Consider the following 25,090-nt stretch of genomic DNA (forward strand, 5'->3'; position numbering starts at 1 on the left):
GGATCGTCGAGGATGACATGAAGCGCAAACCGGTACTGCTCTTTGCCTTCCCAGCCATCATGCTGCTCATTCTGGCGGCCGAGCGAACGGCGACGTTCCTGCTCGGAACCTATCCGTCGAGTCCCGCAATGTGGCGGATCTGGCTTGAACTGCGTCCATTGGCGACGATGTTCTGGCAGCAGGTCGATCTATACCTGGGTGGCTCGATCGTGCTTGACGCCGCCATGCTGGCCACTGCGTCCATTCTCTGCTGGATGGCCTGCCGGGCGAGGGCATCGGCCGCCTTCTTCCTGGCCAACCATGTCGCCCTGCTTTTTGCCGGCCTGATGATCGCCGTCAGCAGTCATTCGGAAACGGCGAGCACCATTGCCTCATTCACGGCGCCGAGAGGCCTTCAGTTCTCGCTGATGGTCGACTTCACCCTGAAGAACAGCCTGGTGCTGGCTCTCGGCGCTGCCGCATGCGCCTATTGCCATATTGCCTTCCTCAGCGAGGCCCGGCAGCGCACCGAAGCACGCGCGATCCGCATCCTGGCCCTGCAGCGAGATCTTTAGCGCTCTGCGCCAACCAGGCCGGGTGATCTAGTTGATCTTCCGATAGTAGACCTTGCCGTCCGCCTGCTGGATGCGCTGGTAGGCGGGGTTTGGTGGGGGTGCAACAGCCGGGGTCCGCTTTCTCGGCGGGCGCGGCATCTCGATCGCGTCCGGCTCTGCCATGTTTTCGGCAACGGCAGGGGCTTCCGTGCTTGTCGTGACCACCGTCGGCTCGGCGGCGTTCATGCCTTCGTCGCTAGCGCCAACGGGCGGGTTCTGCTCGAGCCGGGCAACGTTGCGGTCGATTTCGTTGAAATCCGCTTGCAGCTGGCTGTCCAGTTTTTCGAACCGGCTCTGGAAGCCGTTGTTGATCGTATCGAGGCGGGCGCCGATGCGCTGTTCGAACTGGCCGAGCTGCTCCAGCCGGGCTTCGACGACGCGCAAATCGTTCATGCCGCGGTAGAGATAGACCGCGGCCGTCAGGTTCACGATGGTGACTAAAGCAGCGCCCGCGACGACGACACCGATGGTGCCTTTAGGGCTTGGCTTGCCGGCGACGACTTCCTGCGCGCCGAGTTCGATGGCCGGCATGTCCGGGTCGCTGATCATAGTCATTCTACCACCACCTTTGCGCCCACCGCGACGCGCTTGAAGAGATCGATCACATCGGTGTTGGTAAGGCGAAAACAGCCCGATGTTCCGTCGAAGCCGACCCCTTTGGGATCGTTGGTGCCATGGATGCGGTAGAGCGTGTCGCGCCCGTCCCGGGAGAGGTAAAGCGCCCTTGCGCCAAGCGGGTTGTAGGGACCGGCCGGCACCATGGCCGGCAGCTCCGGCTGGCGGGCGCGCATTTCCTTGGGCGGCCGCCATTCGGGCCATTCCGTCTTCGCGCCGACCTTGACGGTACCGGTCCAGCCGAAGCCGTCGCGGCCGACGCTGATCTGATAGCGCAATGCCTGCCCCTGGCTGGTCACCAGGTAAAGCGCCTTCTCGTCCTTGCGGATGATGATCGTGCCGGCTTGCTCGCTGGTAGCGAAGGCGACCGTCTTGCGCAGGCTGGGGCCCATGGCCGGCAGCGGCGGGCGGTCCAGCAGAGCGGAGCGGGCCTCGGCGAGACCGCCGGCCGACGCCAGTGCCAGGCCCATCATGCAGGCGCCGGTGAGCCCCTGGGTGAAGCGGTGGCTAGCGAGCGGCATCGTCCAGCCGTTCCTTGAACATCAGCTTCAGATCCTTGTTGAAGCGTGCCCGCCCGTCCACCTCCAGAGGCAGGATGGCGCGATTCAGGGCGTCAGTCAAAAGCGCATTGTCGAGCGCCACCGATTTGATGTGCGGCGCCTTGAAGATCTTTTCCAGCTCGCTGCGCGAGAAGTGGTTTCCGAACCATTTGCGCTTGTGCTTGTTGGCGACCAGCGTGATGCTGACCTTGTTGCCGCGCAATTCGCGGATCTTCTTGTAGAGCCGCTTGCCCTGGCGCAGCGAGGCGACGTTGAGCTCGAAGACGATGAAGATCTCGTCGCTCGTCGACAGCACCGAATTGTGCCAGGGCGTCTCGATGTTCGGCAGGTCGATGACGATGTCGTCGAACCGGTAGGCGACGAGGTCGAGCAGCCGGAACACGAAGTCCGCGCCCTGCGGCTCGAACGGCAGCTGAGGCCGCTCGAAGGAATAGAGCGTCAGGCCGGACGGGCGCGACAGCTTGATGACGTCCATCAGCTCGACATCGAGCCTTTCCGGCATGCCGATGATGCCGGACAGGTCGAACTGGTTGAACTGGTTGAGATAGGCGCCGCAATTGGCGCTCTGGAAATCGAGATCGACCAGGCAGGTCGACGCTGCGCGCTCGGACGATTTCGACGCCAGGAATTCCGCCGCCGACAGGGCTAGCGTCGTGGCGCCGGCGCCGCCGCTGGCGCTGATGAAGGTGATGATGCGGCTCTTGGTTCCCTGGTTGCCGGTGTCGTGGAAGGTGACGGCGTTGAGCAGTTCCTTGGCGTCGAGCGGCTTGTGCAGCCAGTCCGAAGCGTTCATGCGCACCAGCGCCCGCGTCTGCTCCGACGTCAGTTCGTCGGAGACCGCGATCAGCGGCACCGATGCCCATTTGGCGCGCGCCTCGACGATGCCCGGCTGGCCGAGCAGCTCGCCATGTCCAAAGTCGAGAATGACGATGCCCGGCCGCGTATCGGCAGGCGGCCCCTTGAGGAAGTCGCCCGTATCGGAAATCCTGACGTCGTAGATCGCCAGCGCCTCGAGCCGGGCGGCGACATCGCGCTTGAAATTCGGATCGGACGAGAACAGGGCCACCTGCTTGCGTTTGGTCGGAAGGACCTTGGTGTTGATGGCATTCATGACGCGGTACTCTTCAAATCTTCGCCCGTGACCGTGCTCAGCATGGAGGGCATTGGGAGGTTTCCGTATCCGAGCAGTCCGCCCAGAAAGAAGAACTGGAAGGTGACATTCTGGAGGTTGACTGTGATTGTCGGCACCGGCCCGTCCTGCCGGGTCTGGTAGCCGAGACCGGTGGCGGAGTAAGTGATGACAACATTGTCGCGCCGCAGGCCCGAAAAGAAATGGCACATACCAGGCCGCTGATCTGCAGCCAGTGCTGGACAGGCATCGTCATTGGTGTTTGCGGTGTCGCCGCGAAAGATACGGCTGAAGTTGGCGGCGTTGAATACGCCGCTATTGCTGCAAGCCCCCGTGCCGGCGGTATATCTGCAGACGAAGGGTCCATAGGCTGCTGCAACCACCGGCGCGCCCGGTGTGGTAGTTGGCGCGGCGGTGGTAAGCGCGGTTGCCACCGGGTCGGAAATGGACGCCAGCCGCGCACCAAGCTGGACTGCCTTGGTCGCGGCATTCCATTGGTAGAGCGCGTAGCCGAAATCGACAAAGCCTAGCGTCAGCGTAAACAGAAGCGTCGAGACAATGGCCATTTCCACTGTCGCTCCGCCGTCCTCCGATTTTGTGAAACGCCTGATCATGATCAAAACCGGATCAACCGCTCCTCATGGAGGGCATTCAGCGTCATTGGGCCGATCCTGACCAGAGACAACATCCCGATACCGGTATACGCCAAGGTGCCGGCGGCCCTGACGATGCAGACCTGTGCGGTGGTGGAGCGATACTGGGTGACGCCGGCGACAACGGAATCATGGCAAGCGGTGCCAATGGTCACAGTCACATCCGCCTTCCGCCAGCCGACGATGCGCGCACTGCCTGTGCCAGCTGCATTGCCGAACACCGTGATGTTTGTGGCGACATCGGCGCAATTGATCGCCAGCCCCGCACTGGTGTACAGTTGGCTGTTGCAGCGCGCCGCAAAGCGCGCCCCATCTGAAAGCCCGGCTTCCATCAGCAGCTTTTCGTGGATCATATTCCCGAATTCGAACACACCTGCCGACAAGATCAGCATCAGTGGCGCGATCAGCGCCATCTCGACAAGCGCCGTCCCGCGCGAGTCGCGTCGAAATCGATCGAGGTGGCGGAACAGGGTTTTGATCATCGCCGTCACCGATAGAGCTGGACTTCGTCGCGCAGGAAATTGTCAAGCGTCCCTTGACCGCCGCGCCCGGTGATGTCGACCAATTCAACCATGACGGACCCATCGTCCGCCGGCGAGGCTACCGGCTCAGTAAGGAAGAAACTGGCGAATGCCTCGACCGGCAGACCGGTGCTGTGGCCCGACAGATCGTTTGTTTGTTCGAGCGCGTTGCAGTTCAGGATCGCGCCATAAATCAGGCGCCGATCCACCGACGTGACCGGCGGCTGGCAAGAGTTCGGGGGCGTTCCCACCTCGCCACCTGTCGAAGCTGTTCCCACCAGCCCGGCCGATATCTCGTACCTGTAGACTTCGTAGCGGGTCGGCTTTGTCGTGTTCCACGAGGATGGATGGCTGGCGGAGCCGAAATTGGTGCTCCAATAGCCGGAGAGATTCCAATTTCCATCGCCCATTCGTCCGCCCATGTATGGCGTGGTGGCATCCCTGGGCAGGCCCATGTTGCCCGTTTCGTTGAAGGTCAACTGGTTATATTGAGGGCATTGGTTGCCGTTGCCGCCCCCTCCCGCCGTCGCACCCTTTCGGACGTTGGCGGCGGGTCCATAGTCAGGGCTATTGAAATGGTTGCCGCTCGCTCGGATGCCAAAGCGGACATTGAATGCGTCCTGGACCGGCCCGGCATTCTGACCTGTCTTGGTATCGACCCCGTCCGCGGAGTAGCAACCGATTGGTCTGGATGTGGCAATGGTCTGCGCAAGCGCCTGCGCCCCATTACCAACGCCTGCCGGCGGCTCCAGAAAACCAAAGTTGCCAGGACCAGCGGCTGCACCGTTGCCTACCTTGCGCAGTTCTATGAGTCTCCGGTGTAGAGCGGGGTCGGCGACAGCTTCTTCGAGTGTGTGTCCGTCAGGATCATCCTCATACGGATTGCAGATGAAGACGGGGGTGAAATCGCAAACACCGGATGTGAACCCGGCCACCGCCACCCCGCCGACGTTGAAATCGCCGCCGGCGCCGGGCGTCACGAAGGCGACGGGGAAAATCGCCGAAAAGCCTACCGGCGTAACTCTCACCTCGACGAAGCGAGCCCTCGGGGCATCGGCAACCTCGTCCGCAATGACATTCGCGGAAGCGACCGGAAGGTTGTCCGTCGCCGGAAGAGATCTGAGATAGCGCCTGGTCACGCCGGCGACGAGCAAGGCCTGCGGGCCTGTGCCTGTTGTTGAAAAGTTGTATCTATTCGAGACTAGGTTTGCTAGCGCACGATCAGCTCTACGGATGCTATCAGTTTTGCCGTCGAGTTCTGCAGCGGCCGCGAGCGCCATGGCATCCGCGCCCTTTTGCAGGTCGTTGTGCAGGTTGTTGAAGCGGCTCATGTCTATCGCCAACAGCGAGAAGCCGATGATCGCCGGCAGCATGACGCTGACCAGAATCAGCGCAAATCCCCTCTGATCGTGCCAGAACGCGCGAACAATTCGCAACATGGCCTTCTCTTTGCTCCCCTAGCGCAAGGTTCCCTCGTTACCTGGCGCGCTAACCCCGCATCCTTCTGTTCAATTCGTGGTGTTGCCTACATTGACCGTGATGCTCGGCGCCGGAGGTGGCGGAGGCGGAATCCTGTACCTCTGCGCAGCACCGGCGGCGCGCACACCGTCGCCCTCTATTTTGGTGTTCTTCGAGTTCGGATTGAGCGGCTCGACCGTCTGCAGAAGCGAATTGAATTTCTGCGTATCGCCGGCTGCCAGCGTCACCGTGTCGTAATTGTTCAGATAGTCGGCGGCGCAGCCCGTCAGCGCGCCGGCGCTCAAGAGGAGGATCAGGACGCTATTTCTTGACATAGAGCATCTTGTCCTTCGATTTGAGGTCCAGCATGTGGCCGTAAGGGCCGGTCACGCCTTCGCCGAGTTCATATTTGCGAACCATGTCCTTGGTCACTTCCAACTGGCCGAGGATGAAGAACTCCGGGTCGTTGGCCGGCCGCGTCTTGTCGAATGGCGTCGCCAACTGTTCGCCGGGCTTCACCGGCCGCACGAGGTGCGGAGTGACGACGACGACCAACTCCGTCTCTTCCTTCTGGTTGCTGGAATTGCGGAATAGCGTACCAATGACCGGCACCTGGCCAAGCCATGGCACCTGTCTCTGGAGCTTCGTGGTCTTGCTCGACAGAAGCCCGCCGACGGCGAAACTCTGGCCGTCGCGCAGTTCGACGGTGGTCGACAGCTTGCGGTTGGTGAAGATCGGGTCGCCGGCATTGGTGAAGCTGGTTAGGTCGCTCACTTCGGGCGCCAGCTTCATATGGATCTTGTCGTCCTCCAGCACCACTGGTGTGAATAGCAGATTGACGCCGAACTGCTTGAATTCGACCTGGACCTCGCCATCAGCGCCGATGCTGCGGATAGGAATTTCGCCGCCGGCGTTGAAGCTGGCCGTCTCGCCTGAAAGTGTGGTCAGATTGGGTTCGGCCAGCGTGCGCACCACGCCCTTGGCCTCAAGCGCCTCGATGATCAGATCGACCTTGATGTTGCTGTCGATGACGCGGGTGATGAGAGCGGCGAAGGGATTGGTGTTCGACAGCAGGCCGGAGACCAAGTCTCCCGGTCCCAGCACCACATTGTCTTCGTCGACGGCGGCGATGCCGGTTGCGCCTCTAGTCGTGCCGCTTCCGTTCCTGCCCCTGATCGAAACGCCGAGGTCGCGGCCGGCATTGCGCTTGGCTTCGAGAATGCGCACTTCCAGGTTCACCTGCTGGCTGTCATCAACGATGACAGAGTTGATGATCGCGTCGGGCCCATACTGCTGCGCCACCTCCACGATGGCTGCCAGCGTCGCGCCGTCCTTGACGTGGCCGGCAAGCCTGACCTTCCCGTTGATCGAACCGATCTCGATCCGTGATTTGGGCGCCACCTGGCGGATCGCCTGGGCCATGTCGCTGACGTCGACGCCGACCTCGACCTGGATCACGCCAAGCGAACGTTTGTCCTCGGAAAACAGGTTGACGGTCGTAGTGCCGGCGGCCTTGCCTATGACATAGAGCGTGCGGTCGGTCATCGGCTGGGCGTCGGCGATCTTCTCGTCGCCGACGACGATGTCGCCCAGTGTCGCGTTCACCTGGATCGTCACCGATTGCGACGTGGGTATGAAGACACGGTGAACGGTGGGGTTGGACACGTCGATGTTGCGATCGGCGGCGTTAGCCATATGGCTCAGTGACAGCAACGCGCAGGACAAAACCAAAGCGGCGGCGGCCAGTGGTCTCCGGAACACACGCATTTACGCTAACCCCCCTGCCGGCTGATTCGGACTCCACCTATCCTAATATGCCGGTGTTATTTCTGTCGCGGCACATCGTAAGTTTCGAGCTTTATACCTCGAAAGACACCGACTGTCGCACGTGCCGGCGGTTCAGGCTGTACATATTTGACCACTTCCTTGACGATTTCCTTCACTTGCGGCGCAGATGCCACAGCCGGGGCCGGCTTGACCTTGCTCAGATCGTCGAGCTTGCTTCCCACCCGATCGACCGCCTGGGTCAGTCCGGCCAACTTGTCGTCGGCGCGTTTGCGCTCGGCTGCTGCCTCGGCTTCCGCGGCTGCCTGCCTGTCGAGCTCTGCCTGCCTTTTGGCGACATCCGCGGGCGTCTCGCCGATCAGGTCCGACAACGTCACGCGTTCGGTCGATTCGCCCTGGCTGGCCGCAGCCTGGCGAAGCGCCAGCGACAACTGGCCCGCATCGGCAGCCAGCGTCAGCTTCTGCGCGTCCTTGGTGCTGGCCTCCAGCGTCACGGACTTCACCACCGTCGGGCTGTCCTTGCTTTCATCCGCCACCTGGTCGACGGCGAGCACCTTCATGCTCTGCAGCAGCACGTCGACAAAACTCTGGTCCACGCCGCCATCGCCGCGCGCCGTGCGCGTCAGCAGCACATCGACACGATCGCCCGGGAACACAAATCCGGCGACGCCGAGCACGTCGTTGACCCTGATGGAAACGGCTTTCATGCCTTCGCCGAGCACTGCCGAAAGCGTGGCGCGCTGGCCGGGGCCGGTAATCTTCGTAGTAAGTATGGGCTCGTTGGCGCCGATCGCTTGCAGCGCCTGCTTCGTACCTTCGCCGGCGAGCGCCTCTTTCGTCGTCTTGAAAGCGCCGGTCGGCACTGCACCTGCCGGCCATGCGATCTCACGCAATTTGTCGGCCGATAAGGTGTCGCCGAACTTCAGGGCTACTGCCGCCACCACGACCGTGTCGCGCTGGACACCGTTTGCCTCCGCCATCGCGCTGCGCTGGCCGGCCAGCCAGATGTTGGCAAGCACCACCGCCAGGACGCCGAACACGCCGGCGAGGATAATCATGATCAAAGTGTTCGCACGCATGAGCCCAAACCCCAAAAAGGCAGCAGAAACGGCCGCATTTGCCCCGAGCGACCAATTGTCAGGCCCGGGTCACGTGACCCGGGCCTGAGCTAAATCAGGCGATCAGGTGCCGACGCCCGTTCCCACGTTACAAGTGCCGAGCGGCGAGGCTTCCAGCGCGGCGCACAGGCCGGTGAAACGCCCGGTGACCCAGCCGCCGATCGCCAGGATCGCAAGGATCGCGGCTGCCGCGATGATACCGACAAGTATGGAATACTCGACCATAGCAGCGCCGTTATCGTCGTCGCGGAACTGCCGGGCCATCGTCATGAGCTTCTTCATGCCAATTTCTCCCTTTGGAGGTTGAACCCGACGAGACAGAGCTAAGGATGAACCCCATACCCAGCATCCCCCGTCGACTCGATCTAAGTCCCACAAAAAAGCGAAGTCAAACGGGATTAACAGTTCCTTAACCTTCGAATACCTGATCTGAAGCCAGTTCAATTTCCACAAGGGATTGATTCGATTTGGTTTTCAAGCGCCTTTAACCATTCGTTCACAATTTCGCCCCACCTGTGGCGGAGGCGCCATCATATTAGGGTATGTGCATAGTCCTTTATATGTAAGGGTTTACAGAGACTCACGGCGGCGCATTCGCATGTTGCAGGGCGACACGTTTCGTGAGGTTGGAGTTAAGGTGCGCTCCTGGACGCGCCGTCCAAAAATAAAACGATTTTTTTGGAGTCTCGTCTTAACTAACTCATAAGTATTCGGCCCTCCAGGCTACGCTAGGCGCCTTGTGCCAAGCGTAGTCAATGCCGGCTTCTCGGCCTTTGGGATTCTCATGGGATTCCGGCTACAGTTCAGGTGGCCTCATCAAAGGGGCCATATGGGCGTCAGGTCGAGCAATCGTCATGGCGCTGCTGTAGCGGTTGCAGTGCCTGCAGCGGATGTTGCGGCGAACGGCGGAACGTGCAGCTTAACGCCAATGAGCCCACTCGCTGGCATGATCGCCGGACGAGGCGGACTGGGCCGGTCAGACGGCTGCTGAAGACGATTCGATTGCCGGAACCCTCGCCAACGTCTATAGGCGCGGAGATCGATCCTGGTTTCGAATGTTACGGCAGTGGGGAGGCGGCATTGCTCAACGCGCAGTCGAGCTAATTTCCGGCCATAAGGCGCCTGATCGCCATTGAGGGCGCAGCGGAGATCCAACCGCGCGGACTGTGCGTCAGAATTGGCAGGATGTATCGGTCGATCGTCGGGTGGGACCCGGGCCAGAGCGACCCGGGTCTGAGTGTGATCAGGCGATCAGGTTCCGACGCCCGTCGTAACGTCGCAAGCGCCGATCGGCGAGGCTTCCAGCGCGGCGCATAGGCCGGTGAAACGCCCGGTGACCCAGCCGCCGATCGCCAGGATCGCAAGGATCGCGGCTGCCGCGATGATACCGACAAGTATGGAATATTCGACCATAGCAGCGCCGTTATCGTCGTCGCGGAACTGCCGGGCCATCGTCATGAGCTTCTTCATGCCAATTTCTCCCTTTGGAGTGAACCCGACGAGACGAGCCAAGGATGAACCCCATACCCAGCATCCCCCGTCACCTCGATTCTAGGTCCCGAAAAAAAGCAGTGTCAAACAAATTAACGGATCCTTAACCTTCCAATACATGACCGCCTGCGCTCAGATCCGGAAAAAATTTCAACAACATCTTGATTCAACTAATTTTTCGAGGGTCTTTAACCATCGATTCACAATTTTGCCACGATCGTAGCGCGGCCGCCTATGACATTAGAGGTAGCGCATATTCTTTTATATCTAAAGGGTTGTGGGCATTCCCAGCGCCGCATCGATTGGTTGTGATGCGAAAGCGCTTCGTGAGGTTGGAGCCAAGGTGTGCTCTAGGATCCACAGTCCCGAAATAAAACGATTTTTTTGGGGTCTCGTCTTAACTATGTTGCAAGTATTCGACCCTTTCAGCCACGCCCGGCGCTTGTGCCCCCCGTGGTTAACGCTTAGTTTCGACGGTGGGGATTAAAAGGGGGAAGACGCAGCATGTTGGGCCGCTTCACCAAGGGACCGGGCGAGACGCGGGCTGAGCAGCCAGCTCCGGTGATTGTATCGCAATCCACTGCGCCGGCGTCAGTTCCGGCAGTTCCGGCCTCGGAGGCCGTAGCGCATGGTGACGATTTCCTGACGCTCAAGGTCGAACTCCACCGCCATCTCATCGATCGCTTCAATCTGACCGCCCTTGAAAACGCGTCCAAGGATGAAATCCTGAACGAGATCCGGCCGATCGTGCGGGAATTTGTCCGCGCTCGAAACGTGCCGTTGAACGCTCGTGAACTCGACCAGCTGACCAGCGATACCGCCGACGAGATGCTTGGATTGGGGCCGATCGAACCGCTGCTCAAGGATGATTCCATCGCCGACATCCTGATCAACACCCACAAGCATGTCTTCATCGAGCGCCGCGGCGTGCTCGAGGAAACCCCGATCCGCTTCCGCGACGAGGCGCACCTGCTGCGCATCGTCAACAAAATTGTCTCGGCCATCGGAAGGCGCGTGGACGAATCGTCGCCAATGGTGGATGCGCGCCTGGAAGACGGTTCGCGCGTCAACATCGCGGTGCGGCCGATCTCGGTCGACGGCCCACTGGTGTCGATCCGCAAATTCTCAAGAAACCCTTATTCGCTCGAACGCCTGATGGTGTTCAACTCGATCCGTCAGCCGATGATCGATCTGTTGCGGATCGCCGTGCAGGCGCGCAAATCGATCCTGGTTTCGGGCGGCACCGGTAGCGGCAAGACGACCTTGCTCAACGCCCTGTCGAGCTACATTCCATCCGCCGAGAGACTGATCACCATCGAGGACGCGGCGGAGCTGCAACTGCAGCAGCCGCATGTCGGCCGGCTGGAGACACGCCCGCCCAATGTCGAGGGCAAGGGCGAGGTTCGACAGCGCGAACTGGTCAAGAATGCACTGCGCATGAGGCCCGACCGCATCATCGTCGGCGAGGTTCGCGGCGAAGAAGCTTTCGACATGCTGCAGGCGATGAACACCGGCCATGAAGGCTCGATGACCACGATCCATGCCAACACGCCGCGCGATGCACTGTCGCGCCTGGAACAGATGGTCGGCATGGCCGGCATGCCGATGACACACGAGTCAATCCGGGCGCAGATCGCCTCGGCCATCGACATCATCGTGCAGACGCAACGCCTCTCCGATGGTGGCAGACGGGTCATCTCCATATCGGAACTGACCGGCATGGAAGGCAACGTCGTCCAGCTTCAGGAGCTTTACCACTTTGTTCGCCGCGAAGTGACGCCGGAAGGCAAGATCGTCGGCGATTTTCGCGCCACTGGTGTACGACCGCGCTTTGCACAGGAAGCCGCAACGCTTGGCCACCATTTCGCCAAGGATGCCTTCAACCCGCAGGTTCCACTCTAGATGCCTACCGGTCAGACGCTGCTCTATTTCATCTATGTGCTGGCGGCCGCGTCGGTCATCCTTGCCGCTGAATCCCTCTATTTGTCCTATGCCGGACGGCGCTACCGAATTGGCACGATAAATCGGCGGCTCAAGCGCCTGGCAGAAGAAGCCCCGGCTGAGAAAACCCTGCAAGGTCTGTTGCTCGAACGCGGATTGACGGCCACGGGTGACTTCGTTTTCAGCGCGATCGGGCTGAACCGGCTCTATACGCAATCCGGCATTACCGGGAATCCGCTGGCCTTCGCCGCGACGTTCGTCCTTGCCGGGCTGACGTTGGGGCTGGTGTTTGCCTTTCTGCTGCACTTCTCGGGCATTGTAGGGCTTGGTATCTTTTTGCTGGTCGGATTTGTCCTGCCGCTTCTGGTTCTACGCCGCGCGCGCAACAAGCGAATCCAGAAATTCGCCAAGCAACTCCCCGACGCACTCGACATGATCGTGCGTTCGCTGCGCGCCGGACATCCGGCTTCCGTCGCAATCGGCCTTGTGGCCCGCGAGATGCCTGATCCGCTCGGCACCGAATTCGGCATCGTTTCCGACGAGATAACGTTCGGCCTAAGTCTTGAAAATGCGGTGCGCAAACTTTCGCAACGCGTGGGGTTTGAGGGGCTGCATCTGCTTTCGGTGTCGCTTTCCATTCAGTCCAAGACGGGCGGCAATCTTACCGAGATTCTACACAATCTGTCGTCGGTGCTGCGCGAGAGGCAGAAGCTGCGCCTGAAGATCAGGGCGCTTTCAGCCGAGGGTCGGATGTCGGCCTGGATCATCTCTCTGTTCCCGGTCGCGATGTTCCTGATACTTCAGCTCGCTGCCCCGGCCTACTACGGCACCGTTTGGAACAACCCGGTCATCTTGCCCGTGTTCACGCTTTTCGGGATATGGGCGCTTTTGGGCGACTTCATCATGTACCGGATGGTCAATTTCGATTTCTGACTGGAGCGAAGCAAAAAAGTGTTCTCGAACTTTCAGGATATCAGCGTCCTGGTTTCCATCACCGTCTTCCTGGCGGCGGTGGCGCTTTTCCTGTTCGGCGCGCTTGTCTTCTTGCCTGCGCTGCAGACGCGAAAACTGGTCGCACAAAGCCTGTTGGCCGAGGGAATTGCGGATCGTCGTTCGCTCGCGGGTCAGGAGCAGCTCGCCAAGATCGCGGCACAGAAGCCGATCGACGCTTATTTCCGCTCAGTCGAGAAGGAGCGTGGCGAGCCCAACGCGCTTGAGGCCAAACTGTTTCGCGCCGGATTCTATCATTCAAGCGCGCCCCTTATTTATACCTTGTCGCGCATGGCCGCCGTCGGCTTTGGCTTTCTGGCTGCCTACGCGCTCCTTTCCCGGGTGCTGCCTCCGGAGTTACCCGGCTTCATTGCATTCACCGGCGCCGCCTTGTTCGGACTGGGATGTCTTGTTGTTCCGAGCATCGCGCTTGACCGCTTCGAGAAGGCCCAGATGCAGACCTATCGTCGCGGCTTTCCCGACTTCATGGACATGATGATCACCTGCGCCGACGCAGGGATGAGCCTGGAAGCGGCGGTCGAGCGTGTCAGCGGCGAACTGGCCGGTACCCACAAATGGCTCGGGATCCAGCTTTCGATCATGGTTCTGCAGTTGCGGGCCGGCAAGCCGCTGCGGGAAGGGCTACGCGAACTCGCTGACCGTGTCGGACTAGACGAGGCGCGGGCCCTGGCGGTTCTGTTTCGGCAATCGGAAGAACTTGGCACCAGTCTCACGGAGGCGCTGCGCGTCTACAGCGACGAGATGCGAAGCCAGCGAATTCTTCGCGCCGAGGAGCGCGCCAACGCTTTGCCGGTCAAGATGATGATCCCATTGGGGCTGTGCATATTTCCTGTAGTGTTGATGGTTATCATGTTACCGGTAGTCATCCGGATGAGGGGCATTTTCTTCTAGTTATGCGTAAGCTTTGATTCTAATGTGAGTCGGGGTCAACCCTCGGGGACATATATATATGAGATGGCAAAATGCGGCCGCAGCCGGCCTGTTGATCCTTGCGATTGCCGGCTGCCAGACGGACGCCACCGACGGTGTCGTTCGCACCAACGAACCCTCAAAGGGCGACGTCACTGCATTTGGCGATGCGTTCGACGGGCTGAAGACGGTCAGCGATGTCGAATACTATGCCTCGGACCTGGCTGTCGCCGAAGCCAAGAACCAGTTCCGCGCGGAAAATTACGGCAATGCCGGCGCTCTCTTCTACAAGGCGACGCAGCTGGCTCCAAATGACGGCGTTGCCTGGCTGGGCCTCGCCGCCTGCAGCGACCGCATCCACCGCTTCGACCTTGCCGACCGGGCCTATGGCCGGGCGTTCAAGCTGATTGGCGGGACACCCGAATATTACAACAATGTCGGCTATTCCTATCTGCTGCGCGGCAAGCTGCAGGACGCGCGCACCAACTTCCTCAAGGCCTATGAGCTGGCGCCCAAGGATCCGACCGTCGCCAACAATCTGAAGCTCCTGGCCTCCAGCGTGCAGAACGTCGAGCGGTAGAGCGCCTCTATGCTGCTCGCCGCATCGCTGCTGCTGAAGGCGTTGGCGATCCCTCTGCTTGCGAGGATCGCCTGGCTCGACTTCACCACCCAGAAGATATCCAACAGCAACGTGCTGTTGCTGCTTTGCCTGGGTGCGGGCTCGCTGCTGTTGGTGGCCGTTCAGTCCGGATCCTGGTGGGACATGGGGCTGAGCGCGCTTGCCGGCCTGCTGCTGTTTGTCGTGCTCTTCCCGTTCTGGGTCTTGCGCAAGGTCGGCGCCGGCGATGTCAAACTGCTGGCCGTCATCCCGTTCCTGATCGGCGGCACCGGCCTGGTCGTGTTTTCTCTGTTGCTGCTGGTCTTCGCCGTGGCCACGGCCGTGATGGTGAAAAACCCGTTCATGCTGCCCGAGGGGGCCTTTCGCCTCCTCGTCCAGCATCTGGACCGCAAGGGCGTCGTGCCCTTCGGCGTGCCGATTGCGCTCGCGGCGATCTGCTCGATCGTATTCCTGATCTATGGCAGCGTGATGCTGCTCACCAGCTCCGGGGTATTGCAGCAGCTTAGCTGAATCGACAGCCCTCAAAACCCCGACGTCGACTTCTCGACCAGCTTCAGCGCGCCCTTCTCGACCCGGTAGAACGGCATCGAGCGCTGGCTGGATCCGTCCGCCCGGAAGCGGAACAGGCCGGTCGACCCGCGGAACCCGCTCGGATTTTCCAGCACCTGCTTGCTGAAGCCGTCGGGGCCGACGGCGCTGGCGATGCCGGCGGTGAGCGCGACCATGTCATAGGCGTAGGCGACGTTGACGTCGGGCTGGTAGTTGTACGTCGTCTTGAAGCGGTCGGCGATCGGCCCGGTCTCGCCCTGGTCGAGTGTCGCGATATAGGCGCCTTCGAACAGCGGATCCATCGGGTGCTCCAGCCAGCGGTCGGTCCCGATGAGCTTCGTCGTCTTGCTTGGAATGCCTTTCGATTTCAGCGCGGCAAGCAGCTGTGACGGGCTGGCGTCTCCGCTGGCGACGATGACGGCATCCGGGGCTTCCACCAGCGAGCCCATGTCTGCGATCGCCTTGGCGCCGCCGTCGGCCGGCGAATAGGGCAGGGTGACGGCGAGCGACGCGCCATAGATGCTGAGGCCGTTGGCGACCCGCTTTTCAACAGCGCCGGCATTGGCACCCGACGCAACCAGCAGCACGAATTTCTTGGCGCCCTTGGTGGCGATGGCCGCGGCACCCGCCGCGGCGCTGTCGGCTTCGCTGAGCCGCACCGCGTAGACGCCGGGGCCGCCGGCGAAATTGTCGGCCAGCGCCAGCACCGGCGGCCGGTTCGAGCCCGACAGCTTGGCGATATTCTGCGCGGCCGGCAGTTCGCTCGGACCGATGACGACCTTCGATCCTGTCGTGATCGCCTTGACCGCCAGGTCCTTGGCGTAGCCCGCATCGCCGCGCGTGTCCTCGACGGTCAGCGTGATGAGGTTGTTGCCGAGGTCGGTCATCGCCAGCCTGGCGGCGTCGAACATCTTGCGGCCGCCCTCGCCCGCGGTCCCCGGGGCCGACAGCGGTAGAAGCATGGTGATCTTCGTCGAGCCCGTGCCGAGCGATTGCGTCGCCTGCGGCGGGCCGGCCGCAGCGATGCCCGCCGGCGCATTGGGCGCTGCGATCTGGGCCGGGTCGAGCACCTCGCTCACGCTGCCTTTCGACTGGCAGCCGGACAGGGTCGCCGCGAGCGCCAGCGCGATCGCCCTCGACAGCTTTTTCTTGGCTCTCATCGACTGCTGGCCGGTGTCCTGGCCTTTCCGGTCAGTTCATGTATTCGACCATGCGGTCGTGAAAGCACTCGCATTTGTTGAGATAGTCTTCGTCGCGGTAGTTCGTCTTCAGATAGCCATAGGCCTTGCCGCAGGCGACCTTGGCTTCCGATGCCCAGACGAAGGCCGGGCGGGTCGAATGGATCCACTCCGAGCTGTTGGCGACGGCGACCGATTCGTCCATCAGCTTGACCACTTCGGCCTTGAGATCGACGATGTTTTCGGTCAGCACCAGATTGGACGTGCCCACGACACGGCAATAGTCGCCCGTCGGTCCGTCGATGATGTCGGCGGCAAAGCCCGTCGATCCGGCCAGCAACAGCGCGGCGGTGGAAACCAATAGTCTTGCAGAACGCTTCATCATGAATGCCCCTCCATATCCCCAATATATGACCGTGCTAATACATAGCACGGTCCAATGGCTTAGCGCCACGCCATTAGACCAGATTTGCTGTGGTCGTGTGCGTGGTTGTTCCGTCGTCGTAAAGCAGCGTGATCGTGTTGGCCGCGGGCAGGTTCTGCAGCGTCGCGACGTCGACGAAATTGGCGCCGTTGGCCGTGCCGTCGGTATCGACGCTGAGCGTGCCCGTTCCCGCATTGTAGTTCACGAAGTCGCCGACATTGGCGCCGCCGGGTGCCGTGTCGAACAAGGCCGACAGGTCGATCTTGTCGCCGTGCCCGCCAAGACCGCTGTAGTCGACGATGAGATCCTTGATGTCCAGGCCGTCGAGCTTGAACGTGTCGGCTCCCGCGCCGCCGGTCATGGTATCCTGGCCGAGACCTCCGATGAGAAGGTCGTTGCCGTCGCCGCCATTCAGAATATCGGCTCCGGCAAACCCTTGCAGGATATCGTTGCCGCCGTTGCCGGTCAGCGTGTCGCCACTGGCCGTGCCCTGCATGGTCTCGGCATCCGCCGTGCCGGTATAGGTAACACCGTTGACAACGTGAACGTCGAGTTGCTGTGCAGGTGATGTATCGCCGTCCGCGTCTTTCACGGTGACGTTGAAGGTCAGATCGGCATTCTGGGCCGTCGTCGTGGTGCTGACCAGACCGATATCGGAGATCTTGAACCCGAGATCATTGGCATCGGAGCTCAGGTTTTGGGTTGTGGTGCTCGCCCCGCCGGCGCCGATGGCACCGTTGAGATTGATGGCCGTGCCGGTGATGCCTTCATCGGTCGGTGTGACTTGTGCGCCCACCAGCACATAGTGCTGACCAGCAGCGTTGTAATCATTCGATTCGATGATCAACAGACCGTCATTGTTGTCGAGGGTTACACTCGAGTAGGCGCCAGGACCGGAGCCCGGGCCCCTGAAGATGTCGGCGTTCTCTACGAACATTGCCTTGGTTGTGTATTCGTTGGTCGTCGGATCGTAGAGTTTCAGGATGACGATGAAGTCTTCCGTGTTCCCGATGCCATCGAACTTCAGGAACATCGAACTCACCTGGGCGTCGGGCGTCAAACCCGTAAATCCAGTCGGGTTCGTGGTGAAGAAGTCCATGTCGATGACTTCTCCCTTGCCCATTGTATCGCCGGCGACGCCATTTGCCGTGCCGGAGATGGACACGAATGCCGAACTCTGGGTGAGCAGTTCTCCGTTCACATAAGTAAGCGTGCTGCCGTCAATCGAACCCGATTGCAGGTTGTTGGCTCCGGTGCCGGCACCCGGTTCGGCATAGCCGGTGAACTGGATGAACAGGTTTGTATTGACCTGGGCCACCGCCACATCCGGCTGGCTGTTGTCAACCGTCGAGGATCCCGGCTGATAGCCGACGATAGAAGACGAATTGCTCACTGTGCTGATCGTTACAGCAGAGATCGGGTCGGCCAGATCCACAGTGTAAGTTCCGGCCACCTTGTCGAAGGTGATGGTGCCGGTTTCCTGGGTAGACACGCCGCCGGTGAGATAGCTGAAGCTGACGTTGAAGACAGCCTCTGTTGACGTCTCGGAAGCCCAGGTTACGGTCGGCGACGTGATCGCGTTTCCTGCCACGGTGCCGGCCAATGTGATGGCGGCAAAGTCAGAATTGACGCTGCTGTACGACGTACGTCCGTCAGCACCGATGGAGTAGTCGAACACACCGGTGCCGCTGACGGTCCCGCTGTTGGCGAAATAGAGATCCGTCTTGTCGAGAACCGTCGGGCCGTCGTCGAGGAAGGTCAGGTTCTGGCCGATGTTGAGGGTGGCCGCGGAGCTGTCGCCGTCCTTGTCGGTGATGGTTGCCGTCAGCGTCACCAGATTGTCGGCGGTCAGGCTGACCGGCTCGTTCGGGTCCGACGTCGGATGGACGACCGCTCGTTGCTGGTCGAGCGTCACATTGCCCGAGGCATCGGTCGAGACCGTGAACACGATCGCGCCGCCGGCGCCCGCCCGGCCGATCACCTGGCCGGCCTCGAGGCTCAGCACCACCGCCTGGCCGCTCAGCGTGTCGACCAGTCCGGTCGACCCGGCATTGAAGCCCAGTGCATAGGTGATCGCGCCGGCGCCGTCGGCGCCGTAGCTGGAGGTGAAGGCGCTGGCGAAGGCCTTCGTGTCGTTGGTCAGGAGAACCGTCTCGTCCACCGTCAGCGACGCGCTGGTGCCCGGCGCCGAGATCGTCGGGCCGTCGTCGAGGAAGGTCAGGTTCTGGCCGATGTTGAGGGTGGCCGCGGAGCTGTCGCCGTCCTTGTCGGTGATGGTTGCCGTCAGCGTCACCAGATTGTCGGCGGTCAGGCTGACCGGCTCGTTCGGGTCCGACGTCGGATGGACGACCGCCCGTTGCTGGTCGAGCGTCACATTGCCCGAGGCATCGGTCGAGACCGTGAACACGATCGCGCCGCCGGCGCCCGCCCGGCCGACCACCTGGCCGGCCTCCAGGCTCAGCACCACCGCCTGGCCGCTCAGCGTGTCGACCAGTCCGGTCGACCCGGCATTGAAGCCCAGTGCATAGGTGATCGCGCCGGCGCCGTCGGCGCCGTAGCTGGAGGTGAAGGCGCTGGCGAAGGCCTTCGTGTCGTTGGTCAGGAGAACCGTCTCGTCCACCGTCAGCGACGCGCTGGCGCCCGGCGCCGAGATCGTCGGGCCGTCGTCGAGGAAGGTCAGGTTCTGGCCGATGTTGAGGGTGGCCGCGGAGCTGTCGCCGTCCTTGTCGGTGATGGTTGCCGTCAGCGTCACCAGATTGTCGGCGGTCAGGCTGACCGGCTCGTTCGGGTCCGACGTCGGATGGACGACCGCCCGTTGCTGGTCGAGCGTCACATTGCCCGAGGCATCGGTCGAGACCGTGAACACGATCGCGCCGCCGGCGCCCGCCCGGCCGACCACCTGGCCGGCCTCCAGGCTCAGCACCACCGCCTGGCCGCTCAGCGTGTCGACCAGTCCGGTCGACCCGGCATTGAAGCCCAGTGCATAGGTGATCGCGCCGGCGCCGTCGGCGCCGTAGCTGGAGGTGAAGGCGCTGGCGAAGGCCTTCGTGTCGTTGGTCAGGAGAACCGTCTCGTCCACCGTCAGCGACGCGCTGGCGCCCGGCGCCGAGATCGTCGGGCCGTCGTCGAGGAAGGTCAGGTTCTGGCCGATGTTGAGGGTGGCCGCGGAGCTGTCGCCGTCCTTGTCGGTGATGGTTGCCGTCAGCGTCACCAGATTGTCGGCGGTCAGGCTGACCGGCTCGTTCGGGTCCGACGTCGGATGGACGACCGCTCGTTGCTGGTCGAGCGTCACATTGCCCGAGGCATCGGTCGAGACCGTGAACACGATCGCGCCGCCGGCGCCCGCCCGGCCGATCACCTGGCCGGCCTCGAGGCTCAGCACCACCGCCTGGCCGCTCAGCGTGTCGACCAGTCCGGTCGACCCGGCATTGAAGCCCAGTGCATAGGTGATCGCGCCGGCGCCGTCGGCGCCGTAGCTGGAGGTGAAGGCGCTGGCGAAGGCCTTCGTGTCGTTGGTCAGGAGAACCGTCTCGTCCACCGTCAGCGACGCGCTGGTGCCCGGCGCCGAGATCGTCGGGCCGTCGTCGAGGAAGGTCAGGTTCTGGCCGATGTTGAGGGTGGCCGCGGAGCTGTCGCCGTCCTTGTCGGTGATGGTTGCCGTCAGCGTCACCAGATTGTCGGCGGTCAGGCTGACCGGCTCGTTCGGGTCCGACGTCGGATGGACGACCGCCCGCTGCTGGTCGAGCGTCACATTGCCCGAGGCATCGGTCGAGACCGTGAACACGATCGCGCCGCCGGCGCCCGCCCGGCCGACCACCTGGCCGGCCTCGAGGCTCAGCACCACCGCCTGGCCGCTCAGCGTGTCGACCAGCCCGGTCGACCCGGCATTGAAGCCCAGTGCATAGGTGATCGCGCCGGCGCCGTCGGCGCCGTAGCTGGAGGTGAAGGCGCTGGCGAAGGCCTTCGTGTCGTTGGTCAGGAGAACCGTCTCGTCCACCGTCAGCGACGCGCTGGCGCCCGGCGCCGAGATCGTCGGGCCGTCGTCGAGGAAGGTCAGGTTCTGGCCGATGTTGAGGGTGGCCGCGGAGCTGTCGCCGTCCTTGTCGGTGATGGTTGCCGTCAGCGTCACCAGATTGTCGGCGGTCAGGCTGACCGGCTCGTTCGGGTCCGACGTCGGATGGACGACCGCCCGTTGCTGGTCGAGCGTCACATTGCCCGAGGCATCGGTCGAGACCGTGAACACGATCGCGCCGCCGGCGCCCGCCCGGCCGACCACCTGGCCGGCCTCGAGGCTCAGCACCACCGCCTGGCCGCTCAGCGTGTCGACCAGCCCGGTCGACCCGGCATTGAAGCCCAGTGCATAGGTGATCGCGCCGGCGCCGTCGGCGCCGTAGCTGGAGGTGAAGGCGCTGGCGAAGGCCTTCGTGTCGTTGGTCAGGAGAACCGTCTCGTCCACCGTCAGCGACGCGCTGGCGCCCGACGCCGAGATCGTCGGGCCGTCGTCGAGGAAGGTCAGGTTCTGGCCGATGTTGAGGGTGGCCGCGGAGCTGTCGCCGTCCTTGTCGGTGATGGTTGCCGTCAGCGTCACCAGATTGTCGGCGGTCAGGCTGACCGGCTCGTTCGGGTCCGACGTCGGATGGACGACCGCCCGCTGCTGGTCGAGCGTCACATTGCCCGAGGCATCGGTCGAGACCGTGAACACGATCGCGCCGCCGGCGCCCGCCCGGCCGACCACCTGGCCGGCCTCGAGGCTCAGCACCACCGCCTGGCCGCTCAGCGTGTCGACCAGCCCGGTCGACCCGGCATTGAAGCCCAGTGCATAGGTGATCGCGCCGGCGCCGTCGGCGCCGTAGCTGGAGGTGAAGGCGCTGGCGAAGGCCTTCGTGTCGTTGGTCAGGAGAACCGTCTCGTCCACCGTCAGCACCGGCTCTGCGGCCGTCGAGGGCGCCGCCGACGGGGCATCGTCATTGAAGGTGATGGTCAGCGTGCCCGGTGCGGTCGAACCGTCGGCGTCGGTGATGACGTAGCCCAGATTGAGCGTCGCGTTGTTCTCGTCATTGGGGCCCTGCGCCTGCAGCACGTTGTCGAGCAGCGTCACAGTGTAGGCGCCGGTCGCCGGGTCGGTTACGTGGACCGTGAACAGCGGGGTACCGATGCGATCGCCGCTGGTGGTCGTCGCCGTCAATGTGTTGGTGCCTGCGTCCCAGCTGTAGGTGACGTTCTCCTGGCCGACCGTGCCGCCGGTGCCGTTGAGCGTCGCGAACGAGAAGCCGTTGGCGCCGGCGCCGTCGCCGCCGAGGCTGCCGCCGAGCGTACCCGAGAACGTCGCTTCGTTGTTGTCGCCATCTGTGTTTGGAACCGCGATATCGCCCGTCGTGCTCGCCGCATTGCCGCCGGTAAGCGCGTCATCGTCGACAGAGGCGGCCGCTGAGCCGCTCGTTGGCGTATTGGCGTCGGTCACTACAAAGCTGATGCCGGCCGTCGCGGTATCGCCGTCGCCGTCCGTCACCGTGTAGGTCGCCGATGCCGCGCCCGTACCGGCAACCGGACTGTTGGCGGTGAACGAGTAGCTGCCGTCGGCCTTGACCTTGATGAAGCCATCGCCGATGTCGATCGCCTGCGAGTAGTTGCTGTCAGCAGGATTGAACACCAGTGCCGTGCCGTCGATATGCGTCACCGTGGCGCCGTCGGCGCCGGCGACGAAGTCCAGCGTGCCGGTCAGCGTCGTGCCTTCGGCAACGTTCTGCGAGGCTTCCGTGCTTGCGGTGGGAGCATCGTCATTGAAGGTAACCGTCAACGTGCCCGATGCCGTCGAGCCGTCGGCATCGGTGATGACGTAGCCCAGGTCGGCCGTCGCGTTGTTTTCGTCATTGGGACCCTGTGCCTGCAGCACGTTGTCGAGCAGCGTCACCGTGTAGGCGCCGGTCGCCGGATCGGTCACATGAACCGAGAAGAGGTCGCCGCGCGGGCCCGTCGCCGTCAGCGTATTGTTGAGGGAGTTCCAGCTGTAGGTGACGTTCTCCTGGCCAACCGTGCCATTGGTGCCGTCCAGCGCTGCAAATGAGAAGCCGCCGGCGCCGTCGCCGCCGAGACTGCCGCCGAGCGTGCCGGAGAAAGTGGCTTCGCTGTTGTCGCCATCGGTGTTCGGAACCGCGATGTCGCCCGTCGTGCTTGCCGCATTGCCGCCGGCAAGCCCGTCGTCGTCGACAGAGGCCGCCGCCGTGCCGGTTGTCGGATGGTTGGCATCCGTCACCGCAAAGCTGATGCCGGCCTGCGCCGTGTCGCCGTCGCCGTCGGTCACCGTGTAGGTCGCCGATGCGGCACCCGTGCCGATGACCGGATTGTCGGCGGTGAACGAGTAGCTGCCGTCGGCCTTGACCTTGATCGAACCATCGCCGATGTCGATCACCTGGGAGTAGCCGTCGCCCCCGAAGATCAGTGCCGTGCCGTCGATATGCGTCACCGTGGCGCCGTCGGCGCCGGCGCCGAAGTCCAGTGTGCCGGTGATCGTCGCGCCCTCGGCGACGTTCTGCGAGGCTTCCGCACTTGCCGTCGGCACATCGTCGACAATGTTGGCGACGAGCGTGCCGTTGACGCTCTGGCCGTCCTGGTCGGTCAGCGTGACGGTTAGGTTTTCGAACAGGCTGTTCTGGTCGAGGGCGTTGGCATGCGCCTCATTGTCGTTGAGCGTGTAGGTGTAGCTCACTTCGCCTGTAGCTTGATTGTAGGCCGTCACCGACAGCGTGTTGCCGAGCGCGGTCGTGAACGAGCCGGCGGTGAACGCCCCGTTGGTGATGAAGTTGTGGCCCTCGATTGTCAGCGCGGCGATGCCGTCCGGCGAGGAGATCGTGAAGGTGCCCGCACCGGTCTCGGCCGTGCTTGCCGGATTGGAGCCGGGTCCGCCCGGCGTGCCGACGTTCAATGCCTCTTCATCCACCGTCACGTCGCCGCCACCGGCTTCCGGCGTCAGGTCGGTGATCACAGGCGGTGAGTTGCCGATCGAGATGGTCAGCGTGGTGTGCGAGGTGTCGCCGTCGCCGTCCTTGATCGTATAGGTGAAGACGTCATTGACGCCGCCGGCGGTGCCGGCGTCGCGGACATAGGAGTAGGTGCCGTCGGCATTGAGCGTCAGCTTGCCGTAAGTGCCCTGGATCTGCACGCCGAGCGTGGCAGCATTGTCGACATCGGTATTGGTGTTGCCGGCCGCAACGCCAACCACGGCCGCGCCATCGGCGCCCTCGGTATCGGCATTGCCGTCCGTTGCGTTGGCGTCGGCGCCATCGGTTCCGCCGGCCAGCACATTGCCGGTCGCCGGGTCGAACTGGCCGGCCGCGATGCTGTCGATGTCGGCGACCGCTGTCGGCACGTCGTCGATGATGGCGACGGCAAAAGTGGTGCTGGCCGAATCGCCGTCGACATCCGTAACCGTGATGCTGAAATTGTCCGGAACCGTATCGTTCGGATCGAATCCGTTTGTCTGCTCGGGATGGGTGACTGACTCGGTGACAGTGTAATTGTATTCGATAGCACCGGTACCCGGATCGAAGGACACGATCGTGATGTAGCCGAACTGGCCCGGGATCTGCTGCCCGACGCCGGTCACGGTGACGCCGTTGATGACGATCGAGCCGATACCATCCGGCGCATTGATGTTGATCGTTCCGACGCTGGACGTTTCCGCGTCGCTCGGTGCGTCGCTACCTGGCGATTGGGCCGGGCCCCCGTCCAGGCCGGTTTCGCTGGCCGCCTCGTCCGGGGCAAGCAATGACGTGGCCACCACGGAGACCTGCTTGTCGACAACAGACGGGAAGAGCTCGCGCCGGTCCAATAGCCCAAACTGCAAGGCAGTCGGAGGCAGCAATGCCGAGAGGTCGAACCCGTCGCCGATGCCGCCCGGAGGAACCGCGAAGTTTCCACCGGCGCTGTCCGGGCCGTTGCCAGGTCCTGCCGAAATCGAGCCATCGGCGCCGAAGGCGACATCGACATGGCTTGCTTCCAGCGCTGCGATCAAGGCAACGCGCGGCACCTCGACATCGCCGAGGATGAAGGTCGGCACGTTCAGGGCGCCGTCCTTGATGACGATCACCGACCCATCTGGCTGTTCGAGCACCAGATTGCGGCCGTCGACACGGATGTTGTCGATCGAGACATTGGCCGGAAGCCTCACCACGTTGCTGGCGTCTGCCACATAGTCATGCGGCGCAGGCGCTGCCGCCGCAGCCGCTGGTGGATTTGCCGCCGCTGCCGCGGGCACTTGCGGCTGCACGGGTGCGCCGCTGCCAACATCGACCGGAACCGGATCGGCAACTGCCGGGGCTGGCTCCCCCGTCGCCGCCTGGGCGACCTGCATCTCTGCCGGTGCCGTTGCGCCATTGTGTTCGCTGGAAGCCGAATGCTCGTTCCGGGAACCCGAAAAATTGTCCAACTCGATATTGGTGGTCATCTCTGAAACCCCTCCGGTATTTCCCGGAAAGAGACAGGGGTGGCCCCTCCTTTGCAACAGTCCTTCAATCTATTTCATATACTAGACTATACA

Annotated in this window: 20 protein-coding genes; 6 read left to right on the forward strand and 14 right to left on the reverse strand. The window is 62.7% G+C overall.

The features are described from left to right. The first annotated feature begins 17 nt into the window (after positions 1-17). Complete coding sequence (locus tag A6B35_RS08925; protein ID WP_006200912.1) at positions 18-554, forward strand: hypothetical protein; 537 nt, start codon at positions 18-20, stop codon at positions 552-554. Between the two features lie 27 nt (positions 555-581). Here A6B35_RS08925 and A6B35_RS08930 read toward each other — a convergent pair whose 3' ends face one another. From A6B35_RS08930 to A6B35_RS08980, 11 genes are all read right to left on the reverse strand, one after another. Continuing rightward, positions 582-1,148: a hypothetical protein gene (locus tag A6B35_RS08930; protein ID WP_040582337.1), complete on the reverse strand. Its 567-nt coding sequence runs from the start codon at positions 1,146-1,148 to the stop codon at positions 582-584. Next, on the reverse strand, positions 1,145-1,729 hold the full coding sequence (locus A6B35_RS08935) for a L,D-transpeptidase (protein ID WP_006200910.1): 585 nt from the start codon (positions 1,727-1,729) through the stop codon (positions 1,145-1,147). The genes A6B35_RS08930 and A6B35_RS08935 overlap by 4 nt, the downstream gene beginning before the upstream one ends. Further along, the gene (locus A6B35_RS08940; protein WP_006200909.1) at positions 1,716-2,879 is read right to left on the reverse strand and encodes a CpaE/TadZ family protein; all 1,164 of its coding nucleotides are present in this window, start codon (positions 2,877-2,879) and stop codon (positions 1,716-1,718) included. Before A6B35_RS08940 ends, A6B35_RS08935 begins: the two co-directional genes overlap by 14 nt. Beyond that, positions 2,876-3,511, reverse strand: a complete 636-nt coding sequence (locus A6B35_RS08945) for a TadE/TadG family type IV pilus assembly protein (RefSeq protein WP_040582335.1) — start codon at positions 3,509-3,511, stop codon at positions 2,876-2,878. Before A6B35_RS08945 ends, A6B35_RS08940 begins: the two co-directional genes overlap by 4 nt. Positions 3,512-3,513: 2 nt before the next feature. Further along, positions 3,514-4,032 (reverse strand): TadE/TadG family type IV pilus assembly protein, encoded by a 519-nt coding sequence (locus A6B35_RS08950; protein WP_085983146.1) that lies wholly within the window; start codon positions 4,030-4,032, stop codon positions 3,514-3,516. 5 nt (positions 4,033-4,037) lie between these two features. Beyond that, on the reverse strand, positions 4,038-5,510 hold the full coding sequence (locus A6B35_RS08955; protein ID WP_006200906.1) for a TadE/TadG family type IV pilus assembly protein: 1,473 nt from the start codon (positions 5,508-5,510) through the stop codon (positions 4,038-4,040). A 69-nt stretch (positions 5,511-5,579) separates the two neighbouring features. Then, a complete protein-coding gene (locus tag A6B35_RS08960; protein ID WP_040582333.1) occupies positions 5,580-5,864 on the reverse strand; it encodes a hypothetical protein in 285 nt (94 codons plus the stop codon). After that, a complete protein-coding gene (locus A6B35_RS08965) occupies positions 5,851-7,296 on the reverse strand; it encodes a type II and III secretion system protein family protein (protein ID WP_040582332.1) in 1,446 nt (481 codons plus the stop codon). The genes A6B35_RS08960 and A6B35_RS08965 overlap by 14 nt, the downstream gene beginning before the upstream one ends. Before the next feature lie 56 nt (positions 7,297-7,352). Then, on the reverse strand, positions 7,353-8,393 hold the full coding sequence (gene cpaB / locus A6B35_RS08970) for a Flp pilus assembly protein CpaB (RefSeq protein ID WP_040582331.1): 1,041 nt from the start codon (positions 8,391-8,393) through the stop codon (positions 7,353-7,355). 102 nt (positions 8,394-8,495) lie between these two features. Next, positions 8,496-8,714, reverse strand: a complete 219-nt coding sequence (locus A6B35_RS08975) for a Flp family type IVb pilin (RefSeq protein WP_006200902.1) — start codon at positions 8,712-8,714, stop codon at positions 8,496-8,498. 969 nt (positions 8,715-9,683) lie between these two features. Beyond that, positions 9,684-9,902 carry a Flp family type IVb pilin gene (locus A6B35_RS08980; protein ID WP_006200901.1) on the reverse strand — a complete coding sequence of 73 codons (219 nt, stop codon included), beginning with the start codon at positions 9,900-9,902 and terminating at the stop codon, positions 9,684-9,686. A gap of 525 nt (positions 9,903-10,427) precedes the next feature. Here A6B35_RS08980 and A6B35_RS08985 point away from each other — a divergent pair. Genes A6B35_RS08985 through A6B35_RS09005 form a run of 5 tightly spaced genes read left to right on the forward strand, consistent with a single transcriptional unit; the run spans position 10,428 to position 14,913 of the window. Then, entirely contained in the window at positions 10,428-11,825 is a 1,398-nt protein-coding gene (locus A6B35_RS08985; protein WP_006200899.1) for a TadA family conjugal transfer-associated ATPase, read from the forward strand. A gap of 36 nt (positions 11,826-11,861) precedes the next feature. Next, positions 11,862-12,797: a type II secretion system F family protein gene (locus tag A6B35_RS08990; protein ID WP_244425883.1), complete on the forward strand. Its 936-nt coding sequence runs from the start codon at positions 11,862-11,864 to the stop codon at positions 12,795-12,797. Positions 12,798-12,815: 18 nt separating this feature from the next. Next, a complete protein-coding gene (locus A6B35_RS08995) occupies positions 12,816-13,766 on the forward strand; it encodes a type II secretion system F family protein (protein ID WP_006200896.1) in 951 nt (316 codons plus the stop codon). A 58-nt stretch (positions 13,767-13,824) separates the two neighbouring features. Continuing rightward, positions 13,825-14,364 carry a tetratricopeptide repeat protein gene (locus tag A6B35_RS09000; protein ID WP_006200895.1) on the forward strand — a complete coding sequence of 180 codons (540 nt, stop codon included), beginning with the start codon at positions 13,825-13,827 and terminating at the stop codon, positions 14,362-14,364. 9 nt (positions 14,365-14,373) lie between these two features. Next, on the forward strand, positions 14,374-14,913 hold the full coding sequence (locus A6B35_RS09005; RefSeq protein ID WP_006200894.1) for a prepilin peptidase: 540 nt from the start codon (positions 14,374-14,376) through the stop codon (positions 14,911-14,913). 11 nt (positions 14,914-14,924) lie between these two features. Here the strand turns inward: A6B35_RS09005 and A6B35_RS09010 are convergent, their stop codons facing one another. The 3 genes from A6B35_RS09010 to A6B35_RS09020 all read right to left on the reverse strand — a co-directional run bounded on the left by A6B35_RS09010 (position 14,925) and on the right by A6B35_RS09020 (position 24,997). Continuing rightward, the gene (locus A6B35_RS09010) at positions 14,925-16,112 is read right to left on the reverse strand and encodes an ABC transporter substrate-binding protein (RefSeq protein ID WP_006200892.1); all 1,188 of its coding nucleotides are present in this window, start codon (positions 16,110-16,112) and stop codon (positions 14,925-14,927) included. A 31-nt stretch (positions 16,113-16,143) separates the two neighbouring features. After that, entirely contained in the window at positions 16,144-16,512 is a 369-nt protein-coding gene (locus tag A6B35_RS09015; protein ID WP_040582361.1) for a hypothetical protein, read from the reverse strand. A gap of 76 nt (positions 16,513-16,588) precedes the next feature. Continuing rightward, entirely contained in the window at positions 16,589-24,997 is an 8,409-nt protein-coding gene (locus A6B35_RS09020; protein ID WP_065518171.1) for a DUF5801 repeats-in-toxin domain-containing protein, read from the reverse strand. Positions 24,998-25,090 lie beyond the last annotated feature (93 nt).

Origin of the sequence: Mesorhizobium amorphae CCNWGS0123 (genome assembly GCF_001686985.1) — a bacterium.
Lineage (GTDB): Bacteria > Pseudomonadota > Alphaproteobacteria > Rhizobiales > Rhizobiaceae > Mesorhizobium > Mesorhizobium amorphae.

Excerpts from the sequence above, each read along its gene's own strand:
- A6B35_RS08925 (WP_006200912.1), top strand. The coding sequence starts at position 18 with ATGAAGCGCAAACCGGTACTGCTCTTTGCCTTCCCAGCCATCATGCTG.
- A6B35_RS08930 (WP_040582337.1), bottom strand. The coding sequence starts at position 1,148 with ATGACTATGATCAGCGACCCGGACATGCCGGCCATCGAACTCGGCGCG.
- A6B35_RS08935 (WP_006200910.1), bottom strand. The coding sequence starts at position 1,729 with ATGCCGCTCGCTAGCCACCGCTTCACCCAGGGGCTCACCGGCGCCTGC.
- A6B35_RS08940 (WP_006200909.1), bottom strand. The coding sequence starts at position 2,879 with ATGAATGCCATCAACACCAAGGTCCTTCCGACCAAACGCAAGCAGGTG.
- A6B35_RS08945 (WP_040582335.1), bottom strand. The coding sequence starts at position 3,511 with ATGATCAGGCGTTTCACAAAATCGGAGGACGGCGGAGCGACAGTGGAA.
- A6B35_RS08950 (WP_085983146.1), bottom strand. The coding sequence starts at position 4,032 with ATGATCAAAACCCTGTTCCGCCACCTCGATCGATTTCGACGCGACTCG.
- A6B35_RS08955 (WP_006200906.1), bottom strand. The coding sequence starts at position 5,510 with ATGTTGCGAATTGTTCGCGCGTTCTGGCACGATCAGAGGGGATTTGCG.
- A6B35_RS08960 (WP_040582333.1), bottom strand. The coding sequence starts at position 5,864 with ATGTCAAGAAATAGCGTCCTGATCCTCCTCTTGAGCGCCGGCGCGCTG.
- A6B35_RS08965 (WP_040582332.1), bottom strand. The coding sequence starts at position 7,296 with ATGCGTGTGTTCCGGAGACCACTGGCCGCCGCCGCTTTGGTTTTGTCC.
- cpaB (WP_040582331.1), bottom strand. The coding sequence starts at position 8,393 with ATGCGTGCGAACACTTTGATCATGATTATCCTCGCCGGCGTGTTCGGC.
- A6B35_RS08975 (WP_006200902.1), bottom strand. The coding sequence starts at position 8,714 with ATGAAGAAGCTCATGACGATGGCCCGGCAGTTCCGCGACGACGATAAC.
- A6B35_RS08980 (WP_006200901.1), bottom strand. The coding sequence starts at position 9,902 with ATGAAGAAGCTCATGACGATGGCCCGGCAGTTCCGCGACGACGATAAC.
- A6B35_RS08985 (WP_006200899.1), top strand. The coding sequence starts at position 10,428 with ATGTTGGGCCGCTTCACCAAGGGACCGGGCGAGACGCGGGCTGAGCAG.
- A6B35_RS09000 (WP_006200895.1), top strand. The coding sequence starts at position 13,825 with ATGAGATGGCAAAATGCGGCCGCAGCCGGCCTGTTGATCCTTGCGATT.
- A6B35_RS09005 (WP_006200894.1), top strand. The coding sequence starts at position 14,374 with ATGCTGCTCGCCGCATCGCTGCTGCTGAAGGCGTTGGCGATCCCTCTG.
- A6B35_RS09010 (WP_006200892.1), bottom strand. The coding sequence starts at position 16,112 with ATGAGAGCCAAGAAAAAGCTGTCGAGGGCGATCGCGCTGGCGCTCGCG.
- A6B35_RS09015 (WP_040582361.1), bottom strand. The coding sequence starts at position 16,512 with ATGAAGCGTTCTGCAAGACTATTGGTTTCCACCGCCGCGCTGTTGCTG.
- A6B35_RS09020 (WP_065518171.1), bottom strand. The coding sequence starts at position 24,997 with ATGACCACCAATATCGAGTTGGACAATTTTTCGGGTTCCCGGAACGAG.